Genomic DNA, 13,995 nt, shown 5'->3' with positions numbered 1-13,995 from the left:
CCCGGCCTCCCCCACGAGGGGGGAGGGGTGAAAAGATGGGCGGGATGCAGCGTAGGCGACAGAGGGAAAGCGTCAGCACCGAGGTGGCGCGGCGGTTGCGGCGTGACATGACGCCGGAGGAACGGCTGCTGTGGTCGCGCCTGCGCGGGGCAGGGCTGGGCGTGAGTTTCCGGCGGCAGGAGGTGATCGGGCCGTTCGTGGTGGATTTCGTGTGCTATCCGGCGCGGCTGGTGGTGGAACTGGACGGGAGCCAGCACGCGGGCAGCGAGTCGGACCGGCTGCGGGACGCGAAGCTCACGGCGGACGGGTTCACGGTGCTGCGCTTCTGGAACCATGAGGTGCGGGGCAACCTGGACGGTGTGCTGGCGCGCGTCGCGGAGCATCTGGCAGGCGTGACGTGACTCCTCCCCCCTTGTGGGGGAGGTTGGGAGGGGGGTGGCCGTGTGACCACCGCTCCCGCCGCGGTTCATCCCAGGATCTCCGCGAGGGGGGTGGTGAACGCGTGGGTGAGGGCGCTGAGGGTCACGCTCAAGTGTATGTGGTGCCCTGGGAGGGCAATGGTGACGGTGTCCCCGCCGCTGGTGCCGAGGCGGGTGAAGGGGACGCCCTGGGCCTGAAGGGCCGCTTCGGTGCTGGTCTCGTCAGTGGTGGCGATGAGGATGCGGGCGTGCGCCTCGCCGTACAGGAGGGCGTCGGCGCGGGTGGTGGTGGGGGCGTTCAGGGTGACGTTCAGGCCGGTGTGGCCCGCGATGGCCATTTCACTCAGGGCGACGGCGAGGCCGCCTTCGGCGCAGTCGTGCGCGGTGTCGGTCAGGCCCGCGCGGATCAGGTGCAGGGTCGCGTCGATGACGGCCTGTTCGCGGGTCAGGTCCAGGGTGGGGACGTGTCCGGCTTCGAGGCCGTGGACGGTTTCGAGGTACTGGCTCGCGCCGATGGAGTCGGCGTGTTCGCCGATCAGGTAGAGGGTGTGGCCTTCGCCCTTGAGGTCCATGGTGGCGCGTTTGGTGACGTCGGGGAGGACGCCGACCATGCCGATGGTGGGGGTGGGGTGGATGGCGACGCGTTCGTCGCCCTCGGTGTACTGGTTGTACAGGCTGACGTTCCCGCCGGTGACGGGGGTGTTGAGATGACGGCAGGCGTCGGCGATGCCGTGCACGGCGCGTTCCAGCTGGTAGTACACCTCGGGTCTGTGGGGGTTGCCGAAGTTGAGGTTGTCCGTGATGGCCAGCGGGGTCGCGCCCACGCAGGCGAGGTTCCGGGCGGCCTCGGCGACGGCGGCGGCAGCGCCCGCGTACGGGTCGAGGTACACGAAGCGCGGGTTGCAGTCGCTGGTCGCGGCCACACCCATGGGGCTGCCCTTGACGCGCATGACGGCGGCGTCGGCCGCGCCGGGCACGACGACGGTGTTCGTCATGACCTGATGATCGAAGCGCTGGTAGATGGGGCGCTTGCTGGCAATCGTGGGATGAGCAAGCAGGTCGGTGAGGACCGCGCCGAGGTCGCCGGGGACGGGAACGCCGCTCAGGTCACGCTCGCGCTTCGCCTTGATCTCGTCGGATTCGATGCCCTCGCGGGTGTACTTGGGCGCCTCGTTCAGCAGGTCCACCGGGAGGTCGCAGACGACCTCGCCGCGCCACGTCAGGCGGTAGTTGGTGTGCGCCTCCACCTGCCCGATGGTCACGACGTCCAGTTCCCACTTGGCGAGCAGGTCCAGCAGGTCCTGCTCCTTGCCGGGCACCGGCACGAGGATCATGCGCTCCTGCGACTCGCTCAGGCACAGTTCCATGGGCACCATGCCGTCCTCGCGGGTGGGCACCAGATCGAGGTCCATGGTGATGCCCAGCCCGGCGCGGTACGCCATCTCGCAGGTGCTGCTCACCAGTCCGGCGGCGCCCATGTCCTGCACGCCCGCCACGACGCCCGCCTGGATGGCCTCCAGCGTCGCCTCCAGCAGCAGCTTCTCCATGAACGGGTCGCCCACCTGCACCGCCGGGCGGTCCGCCTGAGACGCGTTGCTGAGGTCGGCGGACGCGAACACCGCGCCACCCAGGCCGTCCCGCCCGGTCTTGCTGCCCACGTACACGATGGTGTTCCCGACCTCACCCATCGTCCCCTTCGCCAGATCCTCGTGACGCAGCAGGCCCAGCGCCATCACGTTCACCAGTGGGTTCTCCTGGTAGCTGGGGTGGAAGGTCACCTCGCCGCCCACCGTGGGCACGCCGATCGCGTTCCCGTAGTGCGCGATGCCCTCCACCACGCCGTTCAGCAGGAAGCGCGTCCTGGGGCTGTCGGGGTTCCCGAAGCGCAGGCTGTCCAGCACCGCGAACGGCCGCGCCCCCATCGCGAAGATGTCGCGCAGGATGCCGCCCACGCCCGTCGCCGCGCCCTGCACCGGCTCCACCGCCGACGGGTGGTTGTGGCTTTCCATCTTGAACGCCACGCCCCACCCGTCCCCGATATCCACCACGCCCGCGTTCTCACCGGGACCCTGCAATACCTGCGGGCCCGTCGTGGGGAAGTGACGGAACAGCGGCCGCGAGTTCTTGTACCCGCAGTGTTCGCTCCACATGGCGCCCACGATGGCGGCCTCCAGCGCGTTCGGCTCCCGGCCGATACGCGAGACGAGCAGGTCGAATTCTTCGGTGGACAGGCCAAACGTGCCCGCACGGTCGCGGAGGGTGGCGGCTTGCGTCATTGAAGCTCCTTGCAAACCCGGGCGCGGCCCGGGCGGGGATGGATCGGGAGTGGGAAAGAGGGTGTGCGGGTCACGCCTGCGGATCAGGACAGCGACTTCAGCAGGAGGTTCAGCTGTCCGCGGTGGTAGCCGACGTGGCGCAGCTGCATCCCGAGGGCGAGGCGGCGGGGGCGGGTGCCGCTGGGGGTGGCGGCGCTGAAGACCTCGCCGTCCAGGGCGGTGTCGTCGGCCTGTTCCAGCCAAGCGACGACCCGCGCGCCGGTCTGTTCCAGCGCGGCCAGGATCTGTTCACGCGGGTCGCTCTCGCGGACGGGCGCGGGCTGGGTGCCGAGCGCCTGCACGCGGGCGTTGTCCTCCCAGCCGAGGTGGTGGTAGTTCGGCGTGCGGTCGTCGAGGACCATCAGGCGCAGCCACTCGGCGATGTGCAGGGCGTGCCACGCGGGGCTGTGGCCCAGGCGGGGCGTGTGGAAGGCGTCGCCCGGCGCCTGCTCCAGCGCGGCGCGGAACAGCTCCAGTTCGCTGCGGAACTGCTCGGCCAGGTAGGCCGTCACGGCACCGGGCGACGGGGTGGTCACCGGGACACCAGCGCGCCCTTCAGGCTGTCGAACAGGCCCCGGCCGTCCTCGCTACCCAGCAGGGCCTCCACAGCCCGTTCGGGGTGGGGCATCATGCCGAGCACGTTGCCGCGTTCGCTGACGATCCCGGCGATGTCGTTCAGGCTGCCGTTCGGGTTGTCCACGTAGCGGAACACGACCTGCCCCTCGCCCTCCAGCCGCGCGACCGTCTCGGGGTCGGCGTAGTAGTTGCCTTCACCGTGCGCGATGGGCACCTCGATGACCTGCCCCTTCGTGTACGCGCTGGTGAAGGCCGTGCCGGTGTTCTCCACGCGCAGGTGCACGGGGCGGCACAGGAAGTGCAGGTCCCGGTTGCGCGAGAGTGCGCCGGGCAGTAGGCCGGACTCGGTCAGGACCTGGAAGCCGTTGCAGACGCCCAGCACATATCCGCCGCGTTCGGCGTGCGCCTTGACGGCCTGCATGATCGGGCTGCGCGCGGCAATCGCGCCGGAGCGCAGGTGATCGCCGTAAGAAAAGCCGCCGGGCAGGAATACCAAGTCGGTGCCCTGCGGGAGTCCGGCCTCGGTGTGCCACACGAACTGCGCGCCCTGATCGAGGAGCAGCTGCGCGGCGTGCAGCGCGTCGCCGTCGCAGTTGCTGCCGGGGAACTGGATGACGGCCGTCTTCACGCGCCGACCCGCTCCTCGCCCTGTTGTTCACTGATCTCCCAGCGGGCGTCCTCCATCACGGGGTTGCTCAGCACGCTCTCGGTGATGTCCTTCAGCTGCGCCTCGACCTCCGCGCGGCTGCCCGAGAGGGTCAGTTCGATGTACTTCCCGACGCGCACGCCGCCGACGTTCCCGTGATCCAGGTGCGACAGCGCCCGCTCCACAGTGCGGCCCTGCGGGTCGAGAATGCTGGGCTTCAGGGTCACGAACACTTTCGCTTTAAAGGTGGACATGGTGGGGCTCCTTCGGAGGGTTGATAGAGGATGGTTGATGGTTGATGGAGAAAGGCAGACGGGGCGTTCTGTCAACTTTCAACCATCAACTGGCAGGCGCGGTCACGCGCCGTAACATTTCCGCGTAGGCGTCTTCCACGCCGCCGAGGTCGCGGCGGAAGCGGTCCTTGTCCATCTTCTCGTTCGTCTGGGCGTCCCAGAAGCGGCAGGTGTCGGGGCTGATCTCGTCGGCCAGGACGACCGTGCCGTCCGCGAGCGTGCCGAATTCCAGCTTGAAGTCGATGAGTTTCACGCCGCGCGCCGCGAAGTACGGCACGAGGAACGCCTGCACGTTCAGCGCCAGTTCACGGATGCGGGCTAGCTGCTCGGGGGTGGCCCAGCCGAGCGCGACGGCGGTGTCCGTGTTGATCAGGGGGTCACCGAGCGCGTCGCTCTTGTAGCAGTACTCCACGACCGGGCGGGACAGGGGCGTGCCTTCCTCGACGCCCAGGCGTTTGCTGAACGACCCGGCGGCCACGTTGCGCACGATAACCTCCACGGGAATGATCGTCACGGCCCGCACGCGCTGCTCGGTGGTGGACAGCAGCTCCAGGAAGTGCGTGGGCACCCCGGCGGCCTCCAGCTGCGGGAACAGGTGCGCGGTGATCGCGTTGTTGATGGCACCTTTGCCGCCGATCTGGGCTTTCTTGACGCCGTTGAAGGCGGTCGCGTCGTCCTTGTACTCCACGACGTACTCGTCCGGGGTGGCGGTGGCGTAGACGCGCTTGGCTTTCCCCTCGTACTTCAGTTCGCCTCTGGTCATACGGCCTCCGTGGGGAGGACGCGCTCCCCGGAATGTAGGAAACGCGTCCCCCGGCAGGCGGGGCGACGCTGGAATGTCGCAGTGCTGAGCATGTGCAGGCCTCCATCGCCGTCTCTCGGACGGGCTTACCGCTCCCGGTGCGTGGGGTGCGGGGCGTCTCACAGGACGCGGGTGGAAGAGAAGATGTATGCCCGCCCCCAAACAGGGCGGTCACCGCTGCGCAGCGTAACACCCCCGCATGAGCCATATGCCGGGGTGTTCAGAGGACTTGGACGAACCCCCTGCCGGGGGCGTGCCCCGATGGCGTGGCCGGAGATGGCGTGAGCAGAGGGGCAGGCCACCGGTCCGCCCACGCCACGCCCCTGCAACCCGAGTCCGGGTCAGGAGTCTTGCTCAGCAGTGGTGCGGGCACTGTTCTGGCGCCAGAAGGGACAAGCATGGAAAACGTCTTCTGCGACGCCATTCCTGCTCACCCCCTCCCAGCCTCCCCCCTCAAGGGGGAGGGGTAAGCACGGCGTGTTCATCGTTGGTCTGCCCTGACGTGATGAATCTGTCCGCACCATTGCGGATACGGAGTCCGTCTGTTTCGTCAACAGATCTGCAAACCTTTCAACCGGAGTCTTGCTCAGAGGCTGTCTGGAAAGTCATTTTCGAGCTGGTGACGGCTGTTCACCAGCGAACGCCGCGAGTCTGCGAATCATAAGCCGAACAAACGACACAACGATGAACGCCGCCGTTGTACTCGGCAGCAGGTCATACTCCCGGTTCAAGCGACGATCAAACGACAACCACGCGAAGCTCCGCTCCACCACCCACCGCTTGCGCAGCACCTTGAACGTCCGATACCCCCTGAACGTCTTGATCTGTTCCTCCGTCAATTCCTGTCCCACAGGCAGCCAATACCTTCGGGTGTTGGCATCCGCACGCCGTACCACTTCCACGCTGAACCCCAGAGTGGTCTTCACCCACGCCTCCCACGGCCCGGCATACCCTCCATCCACGAACAGATGGAGTGACCACTGCGGCTGCGACAGGTGCACCTGTCGCAGCAACACCTTCCCACCCTCGCGGTCGCTGATGTTCGCTGCCGTGACGGTGACACCCAGCAACAACCCCTGCGTATCCACGATCAGGTGATGCTTTCGTCCGTTGATCTTCTTGCCCCCGTCGTACCCTCTGACCCCCCTTTTTGGGAGGTCCTCACACTTCGGGAATCCACGACGCCCGCCGTTGGGCGGGCGTTGCGGCCCATGGCCGTTCGAGTCTGGGTGCGCAGCGCGTCATTGACGCGCAGCCAGACGCCATCGAGCTTCCACTGCCGGAAGTAGCTGTACACCGTCTTCCAGTGCGGAAAATCGGCAGGCAACATGCGCCAGGACACGCCGCCACGTGTGATGTAGAAGATGGCATCAACGACATCCCGGCGATGGATGCGTGCTGGACGTCCGCCTGGTTGAGGCGCGGGAATCAGTGGGCAGAGGATGGCCCATTCAGCGTCACTGGTATCGCTGGGGTAGTGTCGGTGCCGAGTCATAAAAAACAGTACGCTGTTTTCGACACCACTCCCTCAACCCTCTTTCCAGACAGCCTCTCAGTCGTCGCTGGCGCTGGCCGCTCCGGCCTTCTTCCGCGCGACCTCCTCGCGGACCTCGGCCACGAGGAACGTGCAGGCTTCCGCGCAGGGCATCCCGCCCGGCACGCCGTCCAGGAACGAATGCGTCAGGCGCTCCCCGGCCCACAGGCGCGTGCGCAGGCAGGCGGCACACACCCGCCCGGCAACCCGCTCGACCTGTTCGGGCACGGCGCGCTGCACCTTCGCGTAGATGCCCGTCTGCCGCCGCGCGGTGGTCGCCCAGGGGGTGGGGCGCAGCGCGTGGCAGCCGTGCGCGTACGTTTCCTCCACGACCGCCGGGTAGGTGTAGTGCACGGCGCGGCGCAGGTCGGCCTCGTTCAGCACGGCCCGCCAGCCGCGCGGCAGGCTGCGCAGCGTGTGCACCGGGCGGTGCTCGCCGCCGTCCGTGAAGCGCACCCGGTCGCGCACGCCCTCGGGCGTGACGAGCGTCATCAGGTCGCCGCCCGGGCGGCCCTCGTCCAGCGCGTTGCGGATCTCGAACACGCCCAGTTCCGGCGTGACGAGCAGTTCCCCCACCCGCGCGCCCCGCCGGGCGAGGGTCAGGAACGCCTGCCACGCGGCCTCGTGCCCGCGTTCGGTGTCGCCGCCGGGACCGCCCGCGCCGCGCGCCTCCTCCGCCAGATGCACGATGACGTCCGCGATGGCCGCGTGCGTGCCGACCGGGCGGGCGTAGAACACCTGCTGATGCCCGTGCGGCTGGCCGGGGAAGTCCGTGACCGTGCCCGTCAGGCCCAGGTCCTGCGGGATGGTCTCCAGGGTGTGCCAGCCCTCGGACGCGAAGAACGGCACGATCACCACGCGCGGGGCCCGCACGAGGTCGGCCCAGCCGGTCACGCGCGGCTCCTCGTCGAGGAACAGGGTGTGCACCTCGCTGAACAGCCCCCCCGCACGCAGGCGCGCGGCATTCTCGTAGATCACGCGGCTGCTGTTCTCGTTGCGGGTCGTGCCGTGCCCCAGCACGATCAGCGCCGTGTCCACCCCGTCGGTCGGGCCGTCCGGGCCGAGATCGGGCAGCACCTCGCGGGCGCGGGCCTCGATCACGTCCGTCATGCCGGGGTGCACGCCGTACGGCAGGGTGTAGCGCACGGTGCGCCCCCCGATCACGCGGGCGATGCCTTCGGGCGGCACGGGGCCCTGGTGGCCCAGGCCCAGTTCACGCGGGATGACCGTCTCGGTGAAGTACCCCTCGCTGATGAACATGGGAATCACGGTCACGTCGGTGCTGGCGGTCGTCCGGAGGACCTGCCGCAGCGACGGTTCCTCCTTCCAGTAGCCCTCGATCACCTCGTCGAACAGGCCGCGCGCGCGGATCAGTTCCGCGTAGCGGTACGCGGCGACCGCCGATTCCCCGTTCAGGTGGGACCCGTGACCAATCAGCACCAGTGAGCGCATACAGACCGGACTGTAGCGCCCCGCGCGCCCCGCGAGTGTTCCCCGGATCGCCCCGCCCGGCAGGGGCAGCGGCTGGGGCACAGCGGCTGGGGCACAGGGCAGGGGCAGGTGCGGGACGGGACGGCGGCGAGCGTGAACGCCGCTGAAGGTCCCCCTCACGCCCGACCGGCCCGGCGGCAGGTAGCGTGGACGGCGTTGCCCCTGAACCCCACGTCCCGCGCGGCGAGCCGCTGACCGCGCCCCCACCACCCCGGAGGTACCCGCATGTTCTTCCAGCAGAAAGACCGTCACGAGCAGATGGCCCGACTCGACCCCCGCGACACGAACGGCGACGGGCAGGTCAGCCCCCAGGAAGCCGCCGCGTACATCCAGGACTACCTGCAGCAGGCCAGCCCCGAGGAACGCAACCAGATCCTGCGCGACTACGTCGGCGGCATGAGCCCCGAGCAGCGCCGCGAGATGGGCGACGCCATCGTGCGCAGCCCCGCCAACCCCGTCACCCAGGTCCGCCACGACGACGACGACGACCTCGTGGACGCCTACACCCGCACCGCGCAGGCCCCCGCGCAGGACGGCAAGAGCCCCCTGGAAGCCGCGTTCGCGCCCGGCGGGATGCTCAGCAGCCCCCTGGTGAAGGCCGGACTGGTCGGGCTGGCCGGGATGATCGGCAGCCGCATGCTGCGCCGCTGAGCCCTGCCGCACCTCCCGGGCCCGCGCGCCCTGACTGCCTTCCGGCGGCCGGGACGCGCGGGCCCCTCCACTGGCAGCGGCGCGCTGATCTGGGCATCCGCCCGGGCAGGCGCACGTACAATGACGCGCAATGCCCCTGACGTACCTCAAGCGCATCGCCCAGACCCCCGCCCCGACCTTCCACGAGGAGCGGCGCGCGGACCTGATCGCGGGCCTGTGGACGGACCTGGGCTACGCGGTCGAGCGCGACGAGGCCGGGAACGTCCTGACCCGCCTCACGCCCCCCGGCACCGAGGGCCTCCCGGCGCTGCTGCTCGCCTCGCACCTCGACACCGTGTTCGACGCGGACACCGACGTGACCGTCCGCGAGGAGGGCGGGCGGCTGGTGGGACCCGGCGTGGGCGACAACAGCGCCAGTCTGGCCGTCATGACCGCCCTGCTGCGCGACCTGCGCGAGCGGCCCGCCCAGCTGCGCCGCCCGCTGTGGACCGCCGCGAACGTCGGCGAGGAAGGCCTGGGCGACCTGCGCGGCGCCAAGCACCTGCTGCGCGCCCACCGCCCGCAGCTGGGCGCGTTCCTGGCCGTGGACGGCTACCTGGGCATCGCCGTGACCCGCGCCGTGGGCGTGCGCCGCTACCGCGCCACGTTCATCGGGCCCGGCGGGCACTCCTGGGGCGATCAGGCGCCCAGCGCCCTGCACGCCCTGGGCCGCGCGATCAGCGCCCTGTACGCCCTGCACCTGCCCGTCAACCCGCGCACCACCCTGAACGTGGGCGTGGCGACCGGGGGGACCAGCGTGAACTCCATCGCGGGGACCGCCGAACTGCTGCTGGACCTGCGCTCCCTGGACGGCGAGGTGCTGGGCGACCTGGACCGCCGCGCCGTGGCGGCCCTGCACGCCGCGGCGCGCGAGGCGGGCGTGAAACTGCATCTGGAACGCGTCGGGGACCGCCCGGGCGGCGACCTGCGCGGCGAGGCGCTGCTGGACCTGGTGCGCGACGCCAGCCGCGAGGGCCGCATCGACCTGCGCGTGGCGAGCAGCAGCACCGACGCGAACGCCGCCGTCCCGCACGACCTGCCCGCCCTGGCCGCCGGGGTGTACCGCGGCGGGAACGCGCACCGCACCGACGAGTGGGTGCAGACCAGCAGCCTCACGCCGGGCCTGAAGTTCCTGCGCCGCGTGGTTGAGCTGTACCAGCGCCGCCCCGTCCGCTGAAGGTGAGGCGCTGAGGGCCGGGCACTGACCCGCTGCGCAGCACGCCCCCGGTCGGGGGGGATTTGGGCGTCCTGGCGGGCAAATCCTGTGACTTCCGTCGCAATCGCCGCCCACCAAATTCCCATGCGTGCGGCGCACAATACGGGGACCGATGAACGCCCCGTACACCCTGACCGCCCGGCCCTTCCTCCGCGTCGCGCGAGCGGCAGGCCTCACGGCGCTGCTGCTGGGCGGCAGCCTCGCGCCCGCCCGGGCGCAGGGCGTGGTGTCCCCCGCGCAGGATCTCTTCAACCGCGTCAACCAGCTCATCCAGAACGAGTACGGCGGGCTGTCGGGCGTGGACCGCGCCGCGCTGACCCGCGAGTACCAGGAGCGGCTCGACAACGTCTGCGCGCCTGCGCCCGACACCTGCGCCGAGGCGAAGGCTTACCCGGTCGTGGAGGCCGAACTGACCGCGCTGGGCGACGAGCATTCCTTCTTCCAGACGCCCGAGGACTACCGCGACTTCCGCGCCAGCATCACGGGCGGCAACCGGCTGCAGTTCGGCGTGAAGCTGGGCTCACTGGACGGGCAGAACCGCGTCGTGACCGAGGTCGTGCCCGGCAGCGCCGCCGAGGAGGCCGGGCTGCGGCGCGGGGACGTGCTGCTCACCATCGACGGGAAGGCGTACACCTACGAGAACCTCCGCGCGGCGCGCGAGAAGGGCCAGACCATCACCCTGGGCGCCGAGCGGCTGGGGCAACCCCTGAACCTGACGATCACCGCGCGGGAGAGCAGCACCGTGGACCTGCCGCGCCTGAGCTTCGTGCCCGCCGGGACGGGGCAGGCGGCCGTGATCCGCATTCCGACGTTCCTGTCGGGCGGCGGGGTCGCGCAGCGCGTGCACGATCTGGTCGGGCAGGCCCAGGCGCGCGGCGCGAGCGGCGTGATCGTGGACCTGCGCGGCAACACCGGCGGGAGCCTCGCCGAGTGCGACAGTGCCGTCAGTGCCTTCGTGCCCAACCTGACCCGGCTGGCCCGCAGCGCCGACGGGAACGCCCGCACGGTCGTGAGTCGCGGCACCCGCCTGGAGGACGGGCGACTGGCGGGCAGCGTCCGCAACCCGAACCTCTGGAGCGGGCCGATGGCCGTGCTCGTGGACGAGGGGAGCGCCTCGTGCAGCGAGTTCTTCGCGTTCGAGATCCAGTACGCCCGGCGCGGCCCGGTCCTGGGCGAGCAGACCGCCGGGGTGGGCAACACCGCTACCCGCGTCTACCCGGTGGGCGAGGGCGCGCTGCAGCTGACCATCCTGAACTACGCCAAACCCGACGGCACCCCCTACCCCGTCAGCGTCACCCCGGACGTGGTGCGCGAGCAGAACGAGGCCACCACCCGCGAACTCACGCGCGGCGTGGACAGCCTCCTGAGCGCCGGGGTGGACGCCCTGAGCGGCGCGCCCACCCTGGGCCTGAACCCCTTCGGGCGCCCCTGATACGGACTCCGATTGAATGGGCTGCAAAGGCCATTCAATCCGAGCGGATGCGACTCGTAGAGCTGCCCCGCAGAGGAGGAGTAAAACGGGTTCCGGACGTGGAGCCGGCAATCCGGTGAAGTTCCGGATTGTTGGCGAAACAAACGGAACCCGTATGACCCCAGGCACCCGGCGCGGCCCACCGGATGCGGCGGGGCCTGCTGCCCCGCGATGCCGGACGCGCCGCGCGCCCCGGACCCCGCGCAGGGCCTATCCTCCGGGGCATGAGCGACATCGCAGAACGCTACGTGCGGCTGGCCCACGCCATCGACGCGCACTCCGAGGGCTTCATCGACGGGTACGGCGGCCCGCAGGACTGGGCCGTGCGGGAGACACGCGATCCGCAGGCGCTGCGGGACGAGGCGCAGGCCCTCCTGGCCGACGTGGCGGGCGTGCCCGAACCCGGGCGGCGCGCGTGGCTGGACGTGCAGGTGCGCGCCATGCACACCATGACCCGCCTGCTGTCCGGCGAGGCGATCCCCTACGCCGACGAGGTGCGCGGCCTGTACGACATCGAACCGCGCCGCGCCGACCTGGGCGCCCTGGACGCCGCACTGGCCGAACTGGACGCCACCCTGCCCGGCATCGGCCCCCTGCCCGCGCGCGAGGAGGCCCTGCGCGCCCGGCTGGCCGTACCGCGCGGCGAGATCCTGCGGGTGGCGCAGCCGATCCTGGCCGAACTGCGCGCCCGCGTCACCGAGCGCTTCGGGCTGCCCCAGGGCGAGGACTTCAGCATCGAACTCGTCACCGACAGGCCCTGGAGCGGGTACAACTGGCCGCTGGGGAACCTGCGCAGCCGCATCGACATCAACACCGACCTCCCGGTGCTGCTGCCCGCCCTGCCCGACCTGATGGCGCACGAGGGTTACCCCGGCCACCACACCGAGCACGCCACCAAGGAAGCCCGGCTGGTGCGGGAACGCGGCTGGGTTGAACACGGCATCCAGCTCATCAACGCGCCGGAATGCGTCGTCTCGGAGGGCATCGCCGTGAACGCCCTGCGCGCCGTGATGACCCGTGAGGAACTGGAGGCGTGGCTGACCGGCGACCTCGCCGCGCTGGCCGGCGTGGACCCCGAGGACATCCGCACGTTCCTGACCGCCAGTCACGTCAAGAAGGCGCTGGGCGGCGTGAGCGGCGAGGCCGCCATGCGCCTGCACGCCGACGGCGCCACCGAGGCCGAGGTGCTGGACTTCCTGCGCACCTACGCCCTGGCCAGCGACGCCCGCGCCGCGCAGTCCCTGCGCTTCATCCAGAACCCGAACTTCCGCGCGTACATCTTCACGTACTCGGTCGGCGGGGACCTCGTGGGCGCCGAACTCGACCGGGGCGGCGCAGACGCCTACGCGCGGCTGCTGCGCGAACCTGTCACGCCCGGCCAGCTGCGCGCGTAAAGGTCATACGGACTCCGGTTGAAAGGTGTGCAACATCTTTCAACCCGAGCGGATGCGAGGAGGAGAAAAACGGGTTCCGGGCGTGGAGTTGGCAACCCGGTGCGGTTCCGGGTTGTCAACGAAACAGACGGAATCCGTATCACAGGCGGGGGGGAGGGGAGACGTCCGCCTCGCCCTCCCCCCGCTCCGCACGGATCAGCGTTTGAGGATGCTCTCGATCTGCTCCACGGCGTCGCTGCTCAGGCGCACGCCCGCCGCCTTCACGGTGTCCTCGATCTGCTGGACCTTCGTGGCGCCCGTGATGACGCTGCTCACGCCCTTCTGACGCAGGATCCACGCCAGGGCCAGCTGCGCGCGGGTGATGCCCAGGTCGTCCGCGATGGGTTTCAGGTCGCGCACCTTCTGGATGTTCTCCTCCGTCAGGAAGTTCTTGCCCCAGTTCTCCTTCTCGGTCAGGCGCGCGCCCTCGGGTTTGCCCGCGTCGTACTTGCCGGTCAGCAGGCCCATCGCCAGGGGGCTCCAGACGACCAGACCCACGCCCGCCTCCTCGGTGTACGGGAGGATCTCGCCCTCGACGCGGTCGCGGCGGATCATGGAGTACTCGGGCTGCTCGGTGACGGGCGCGTGCAGGCCGTTGGCCTTCGCGAACTCGACCGCCTGCGCGATGCGCGCCGCGGGCCACATGCTCGTGCCCCAGTACAGCGCCTTGCCGTCGCGGATGACCTGATCGAAGGCCATGACGATCTCCTCCATGGGCACGTCCGGGTCGTAGCGGTGCGCGAAGTAGATGTCGAGGTGATCGGTGCCCAGGCGCTTGAGGCTGCCGTCGATGCTGTGCAGGACGTGCTTGCGGCTCAGGCCACGGTCGTTCACGTCGTCGCTCATGGGCCAGTACACCTTCGAGCTGATGACCAGCGTGTGACGGGGGAACTCCTTCAGGGCGGCGCCCATGAGTTCCTCGCTGCGGCCCTTGGCGTAGATGTCGGCCTGATCGAAGAAGTTCACGCCGCCCTCGTACGCGGCGGTGACGATCTCGCGCACCATCGCCGAGGCGTCCTGGTTGATGCCGTAGGTTTCCCAGCCGCCCAGGGCGACTTCACTGACCTTCAGACCACTCCTGCCGAGGTTCCGGTATTCCATGCGCGACA

Annotated in this window: 14 protein-coding genes; 5 read left to right on the top strand and 9 right to left on the bottom strand. The window is 70.1% G+C overall.

What is annotated here, in order from left to right; all coding sequences use genetic code 11:
• The first annotated feature begins 35 nt into the window (after nucleotides 1-35).
• Nucleotides 36-401 (top strand): endonuclease domain-containing protein, encoded by a 366-nt coding sequence (locus DEIGR_RS14460; protein WP_322787163.1) that lies wholly within the window; start codon nucleotides 36-38, stop codon nucleotides 399-401.
• Between the two features lie 65 nt (nucleotides 402-466).
• Here DEIGR_RS14460 and purL read toward each other — a convergent pair whose 3' ends face one another.
• The 8 genes from purL to DEIGR_RS14425 form a co-directional block, all read right to left on the bottom strand.
• Nucleotides 467-2,695: a phosphoribosylformylglycinamidine synthase subunit PurL gene (gene purL / locus DEIGR_RS14455; RefSeq protein WP_058978275.1), complete on the bottom strand. Its 2,229-nt coding sequence runs from the start codon at nucleotides 2,693-2,695 to the stop codon at nucleotides 467-469.
• A gap of 83 nt (nucleotides 2,696-2,778) precedes the next feature.
• Complete coding sequence (locus tag DEIGR_RS14450) at nucleotides 2,779-3,270, bottom strand: DinB family protein (RefSeq protein ID WP_236704758.1); 492 nt, start codon at nucleotides 3,268-3,270, stop codon at nucleotides 2,779-2,781.
• Complete coding sequence (gene purQ, locus DEIGR_RS14445; protein ID WP_058978274.1) at nucleotides 3,267-3,938, bottom strand: phosphoribosylformylglycinamidine synthase subunit PurQ; 672 nt, start codon at nucleotides 3,936-3,938, stop codon at nucleotides 3,267-3,269. The genes DEIGR_RS14450 and purQ overlap by 4 nt, the downstream gene beginning before the upstream one ends.
• Nucleotides 3,935-4,210: a phosphoribosylformylglycinamidine synthase subunit PurS gene (gene purS / locus DEIGR_RS14440; RefSeq protein ID WP_058978273.1), complete on the bottom strand. Its 276-nt coding sequence runs from the start codon at nucleotides 4,208-4,210 to the stop codon at nucleotides 3,935-3,937. Before purS ends, purQ begins: the two co-directional genes overlap by 4 nt.
• A gap of 85 nt (nucleotides 4,211-4,295) precedes the next feature.
• Nucleotides 4,296-5,012 (bottom strand): phosphoribosylaminoimidazolesuccinocarboxamide synthase, encoded by a 717-nt coding sequence (gene purC, locus DEIGR_RS14435; RefSeq protein ID WP_058978272.1) that lies wholly within the window; start codon nucleotides 5,010-5,012, stop codon nucleotides 4,296-4,298.
• A 644-nt stretch (nucleotides 5,013-5,656) separates the two neighbouring features.
• Nucleotides 5,657-6,142, bottom strand: coding sequence for a transposase (locus DEIGR_RS14430; RefSeq protein WP_236704801.1), 486 nt, complete (start codon nucleotides 6,140-6,142; stop codon nucleotides 5,657-5,659).
• The gene (locus DEIGR_RS19765; protein WP_083524026.1) at nucleotides 6,142-6,546 is read right to left on the bottom strand and encodes a transposase; all 405 of its coding nucleotides are present in this window, start codon (nucleotides 6,544-6,546) and stop codon (nucleotides 6,142-6,144) included. Before DEIGR_RS19765 ends, DEIGR_RS14430 begins: the two co-directional genes overlap by 1 nt.
• Before the next feature lie 57 nt (nucleotides 6,547-6,603).
• Nucleotides 6,604-8,037 carry a DR2241 family protein gene (locus tag DEIGR_RS14425; RefSeq protein WP_058978271.1) on the bottom strand — a complete coding sequence of 478 codons (1,434 nt, stop codon included), beginning with the start codon at nucleotides 8,035-8,037 and terminating at the stop codon, nucleotides 6,604-6,606.
• Between the two features lie 264 nt (nucleotides 8,038-8,301).
• On the opposite strand from DEIGR_RS14425, the gene DEIGR_RS14420 reads away from it, so the two are divergent.
• The 4 genes from DEIGR_RS14420 to DEIGR_RS14405 all read left to right on the top strand — a co-directional run bounded on the left by DEIGR_RS14420 (nucleotide 8,302) and on the right by DEIGR_RS14405 (nucleotide 12,847).
• On the top strand, nucleotides 8,302-8,727 hold the full coding sequence (locus tag DEIGR_RS14420) for a hypothetical protein (RefSeq protein ID WP_058978270.1): 426 nt from the start codon (nucleotides 8,302-8,304) through the stop codon (nucleotides 8,725-8,727).
• Between the two features lie 130 nt (nucleotides 8,728-8,857).
• Nucleotides 8,858-9,943, top strand: a complete 1,086-nt coding sequence (locus DEIGR_RS14415; RefSeq protein WP_058978269.1) for a M20/M25/M40 family metallo-hydrolase — start codon at nucleotides 8,858-8,860, stop codon at nucleotides 9,941-9,943.
• Nucleotides 9,944-10,094: 151 nt separating this feature from the next.
• A complete protein-coding gene (locus tag DEIGR_RS14410; protein ID WP_058978268.1) occupies nucleotides 10,095-11,414 on the top strand; it encodes a S41 family peptidase in 1,320 nt (439 codons plus the stop codon).
• A gap of 263 nt (nucleotides 11,415-11,677) precedes the next feature.
• Nucleotides 11,678-12,847: a DUF885 domain-containing protein gene (locus DEIGR_RS14405; protein ID WP_058978267.1), complete on the top strand. Its 1,170-nt coding sequence runs from the start codon at nucleotides 11,678-11,680 to the stop codon at nucleotides 12,845-12,847.
• A gap of 195 nt (nucleotides 12,848-13,042) precedes the next feature.
• On the opposite strand, the gene DEIGR_RS14400 is transcribed toward DEIGR_RS14405, so the two are convergent.
• On the bottom strand, nucleotides 13,043-13,987 hold the full coding sequence (locus tag DEIGR_RS14400) for an aldo/keto reductase family protein (protein ID WP_058978266.1): 945 nt from the start codon (nucleotides 13,985-13,987) through the stop codon (nucleotides 13,043-13,045).
• Nucleotides 13,988-13,995 lie beyond the last annotated feature (8 nt).

The organism is Deinococcus grandis (assembly GCF_001485435.1).
In the GTDB taxonomy this organism is placed as follows: Bacteria; Deinococcota; Deinococci; order Deinococcales; family Deinococcaceae; genus Deinococcus; species Deinococcus grandis.
The sequence above is the reverse complement of the archived record's forward strand: the minus strand, read 5'-3'. Positions and strand labels throughout refer to the sequence as shown.

What these genes read in the sequence shown, in the direction of transcription:
- DEIGR_RS14460 (WP_322787163.1), top strand. Translation starts at nt 36, where the DNA reads ATGGGCGGGATGCAGCGTAGGCGACAGAGGGAAAGCGTCAGCACCGAG.
- purL (WP_058978275.1), bottom strand. Translation starts at nt 2,695, where the DNA reads ATGACGCAAGCCGCCACCCTCCGCGACCGTGCGGGCACGTTTGGCCTG.
- purS (WP_058978273.1), bottom strand. Translation starts at nt 4,210, where the DNA reads ATGTCCACCTTTAAAGCGAAAGTGTTCGTGACCCTGAAGCCCAGCATT.
- purC (WP_058978272.1), bottom strand. Translation starts at nt 5,012, where the DNA reads ATGACCAGAGGCGAACTGAAGTACGAGGGGAAAGCCAAGCGCGTCTAC.
- DEIGR_RS19765 (WP_083524026.1), bottom strand. Translation starts at nt 6,546, where the DNA reads ATGACTCGGCACCGACACTACCCCAGCGATACCAGTGACGCTGAATGG.
- DEIGR_RS14425 (WP_058978271.1), bottom strand. Translation starts at nt 8,037, where the DNA reads ATGCGCTCACTGGTGCTGATTGGTCACGGGTCCCACCTGAACGGGGAA.
- DEIGR_RS14420 (WP_058978270.1), top strand. Translation starts at nt 8,302, where the DNA reads ATGTTCTTCCAGCAGAAAGACCGTCACGAGCAGATGGCCCGACTCGAC.
- DEIGR_RS14415 (WP_058978269.1), top strand. Translation starts at nt 8,858, where the DNA reads ATGCCCCTGACGTACCTCAAGCGCATCGCCCAGACCCCCGCCCCGACC.
- DEIGR_RS14410 (WP_058978268.1), top strand. Translation starts at nt 10,095, where the DNA reads ATGAACGCCCCGTACACCCTGACCGCCCGGCCCTTCCTCCGCGTCGCG.
- DEIGR_RS14405 (WP_058978267.1), top strand. Translation starts at nt 11,678, where the DNA reads ATGAGCGACATCGCAGAACGCTACGTGCGGCTGGCCCACGCCATCGAC.
- DEIGR_RS14400 (WP_058978266.1), bottom strand. Translation starts at nt 13,987, where the DNA reads ATGGAATACCGGAACCTCGGCAGGAGTGGTCTGAAGGTCAGTGAAGTC.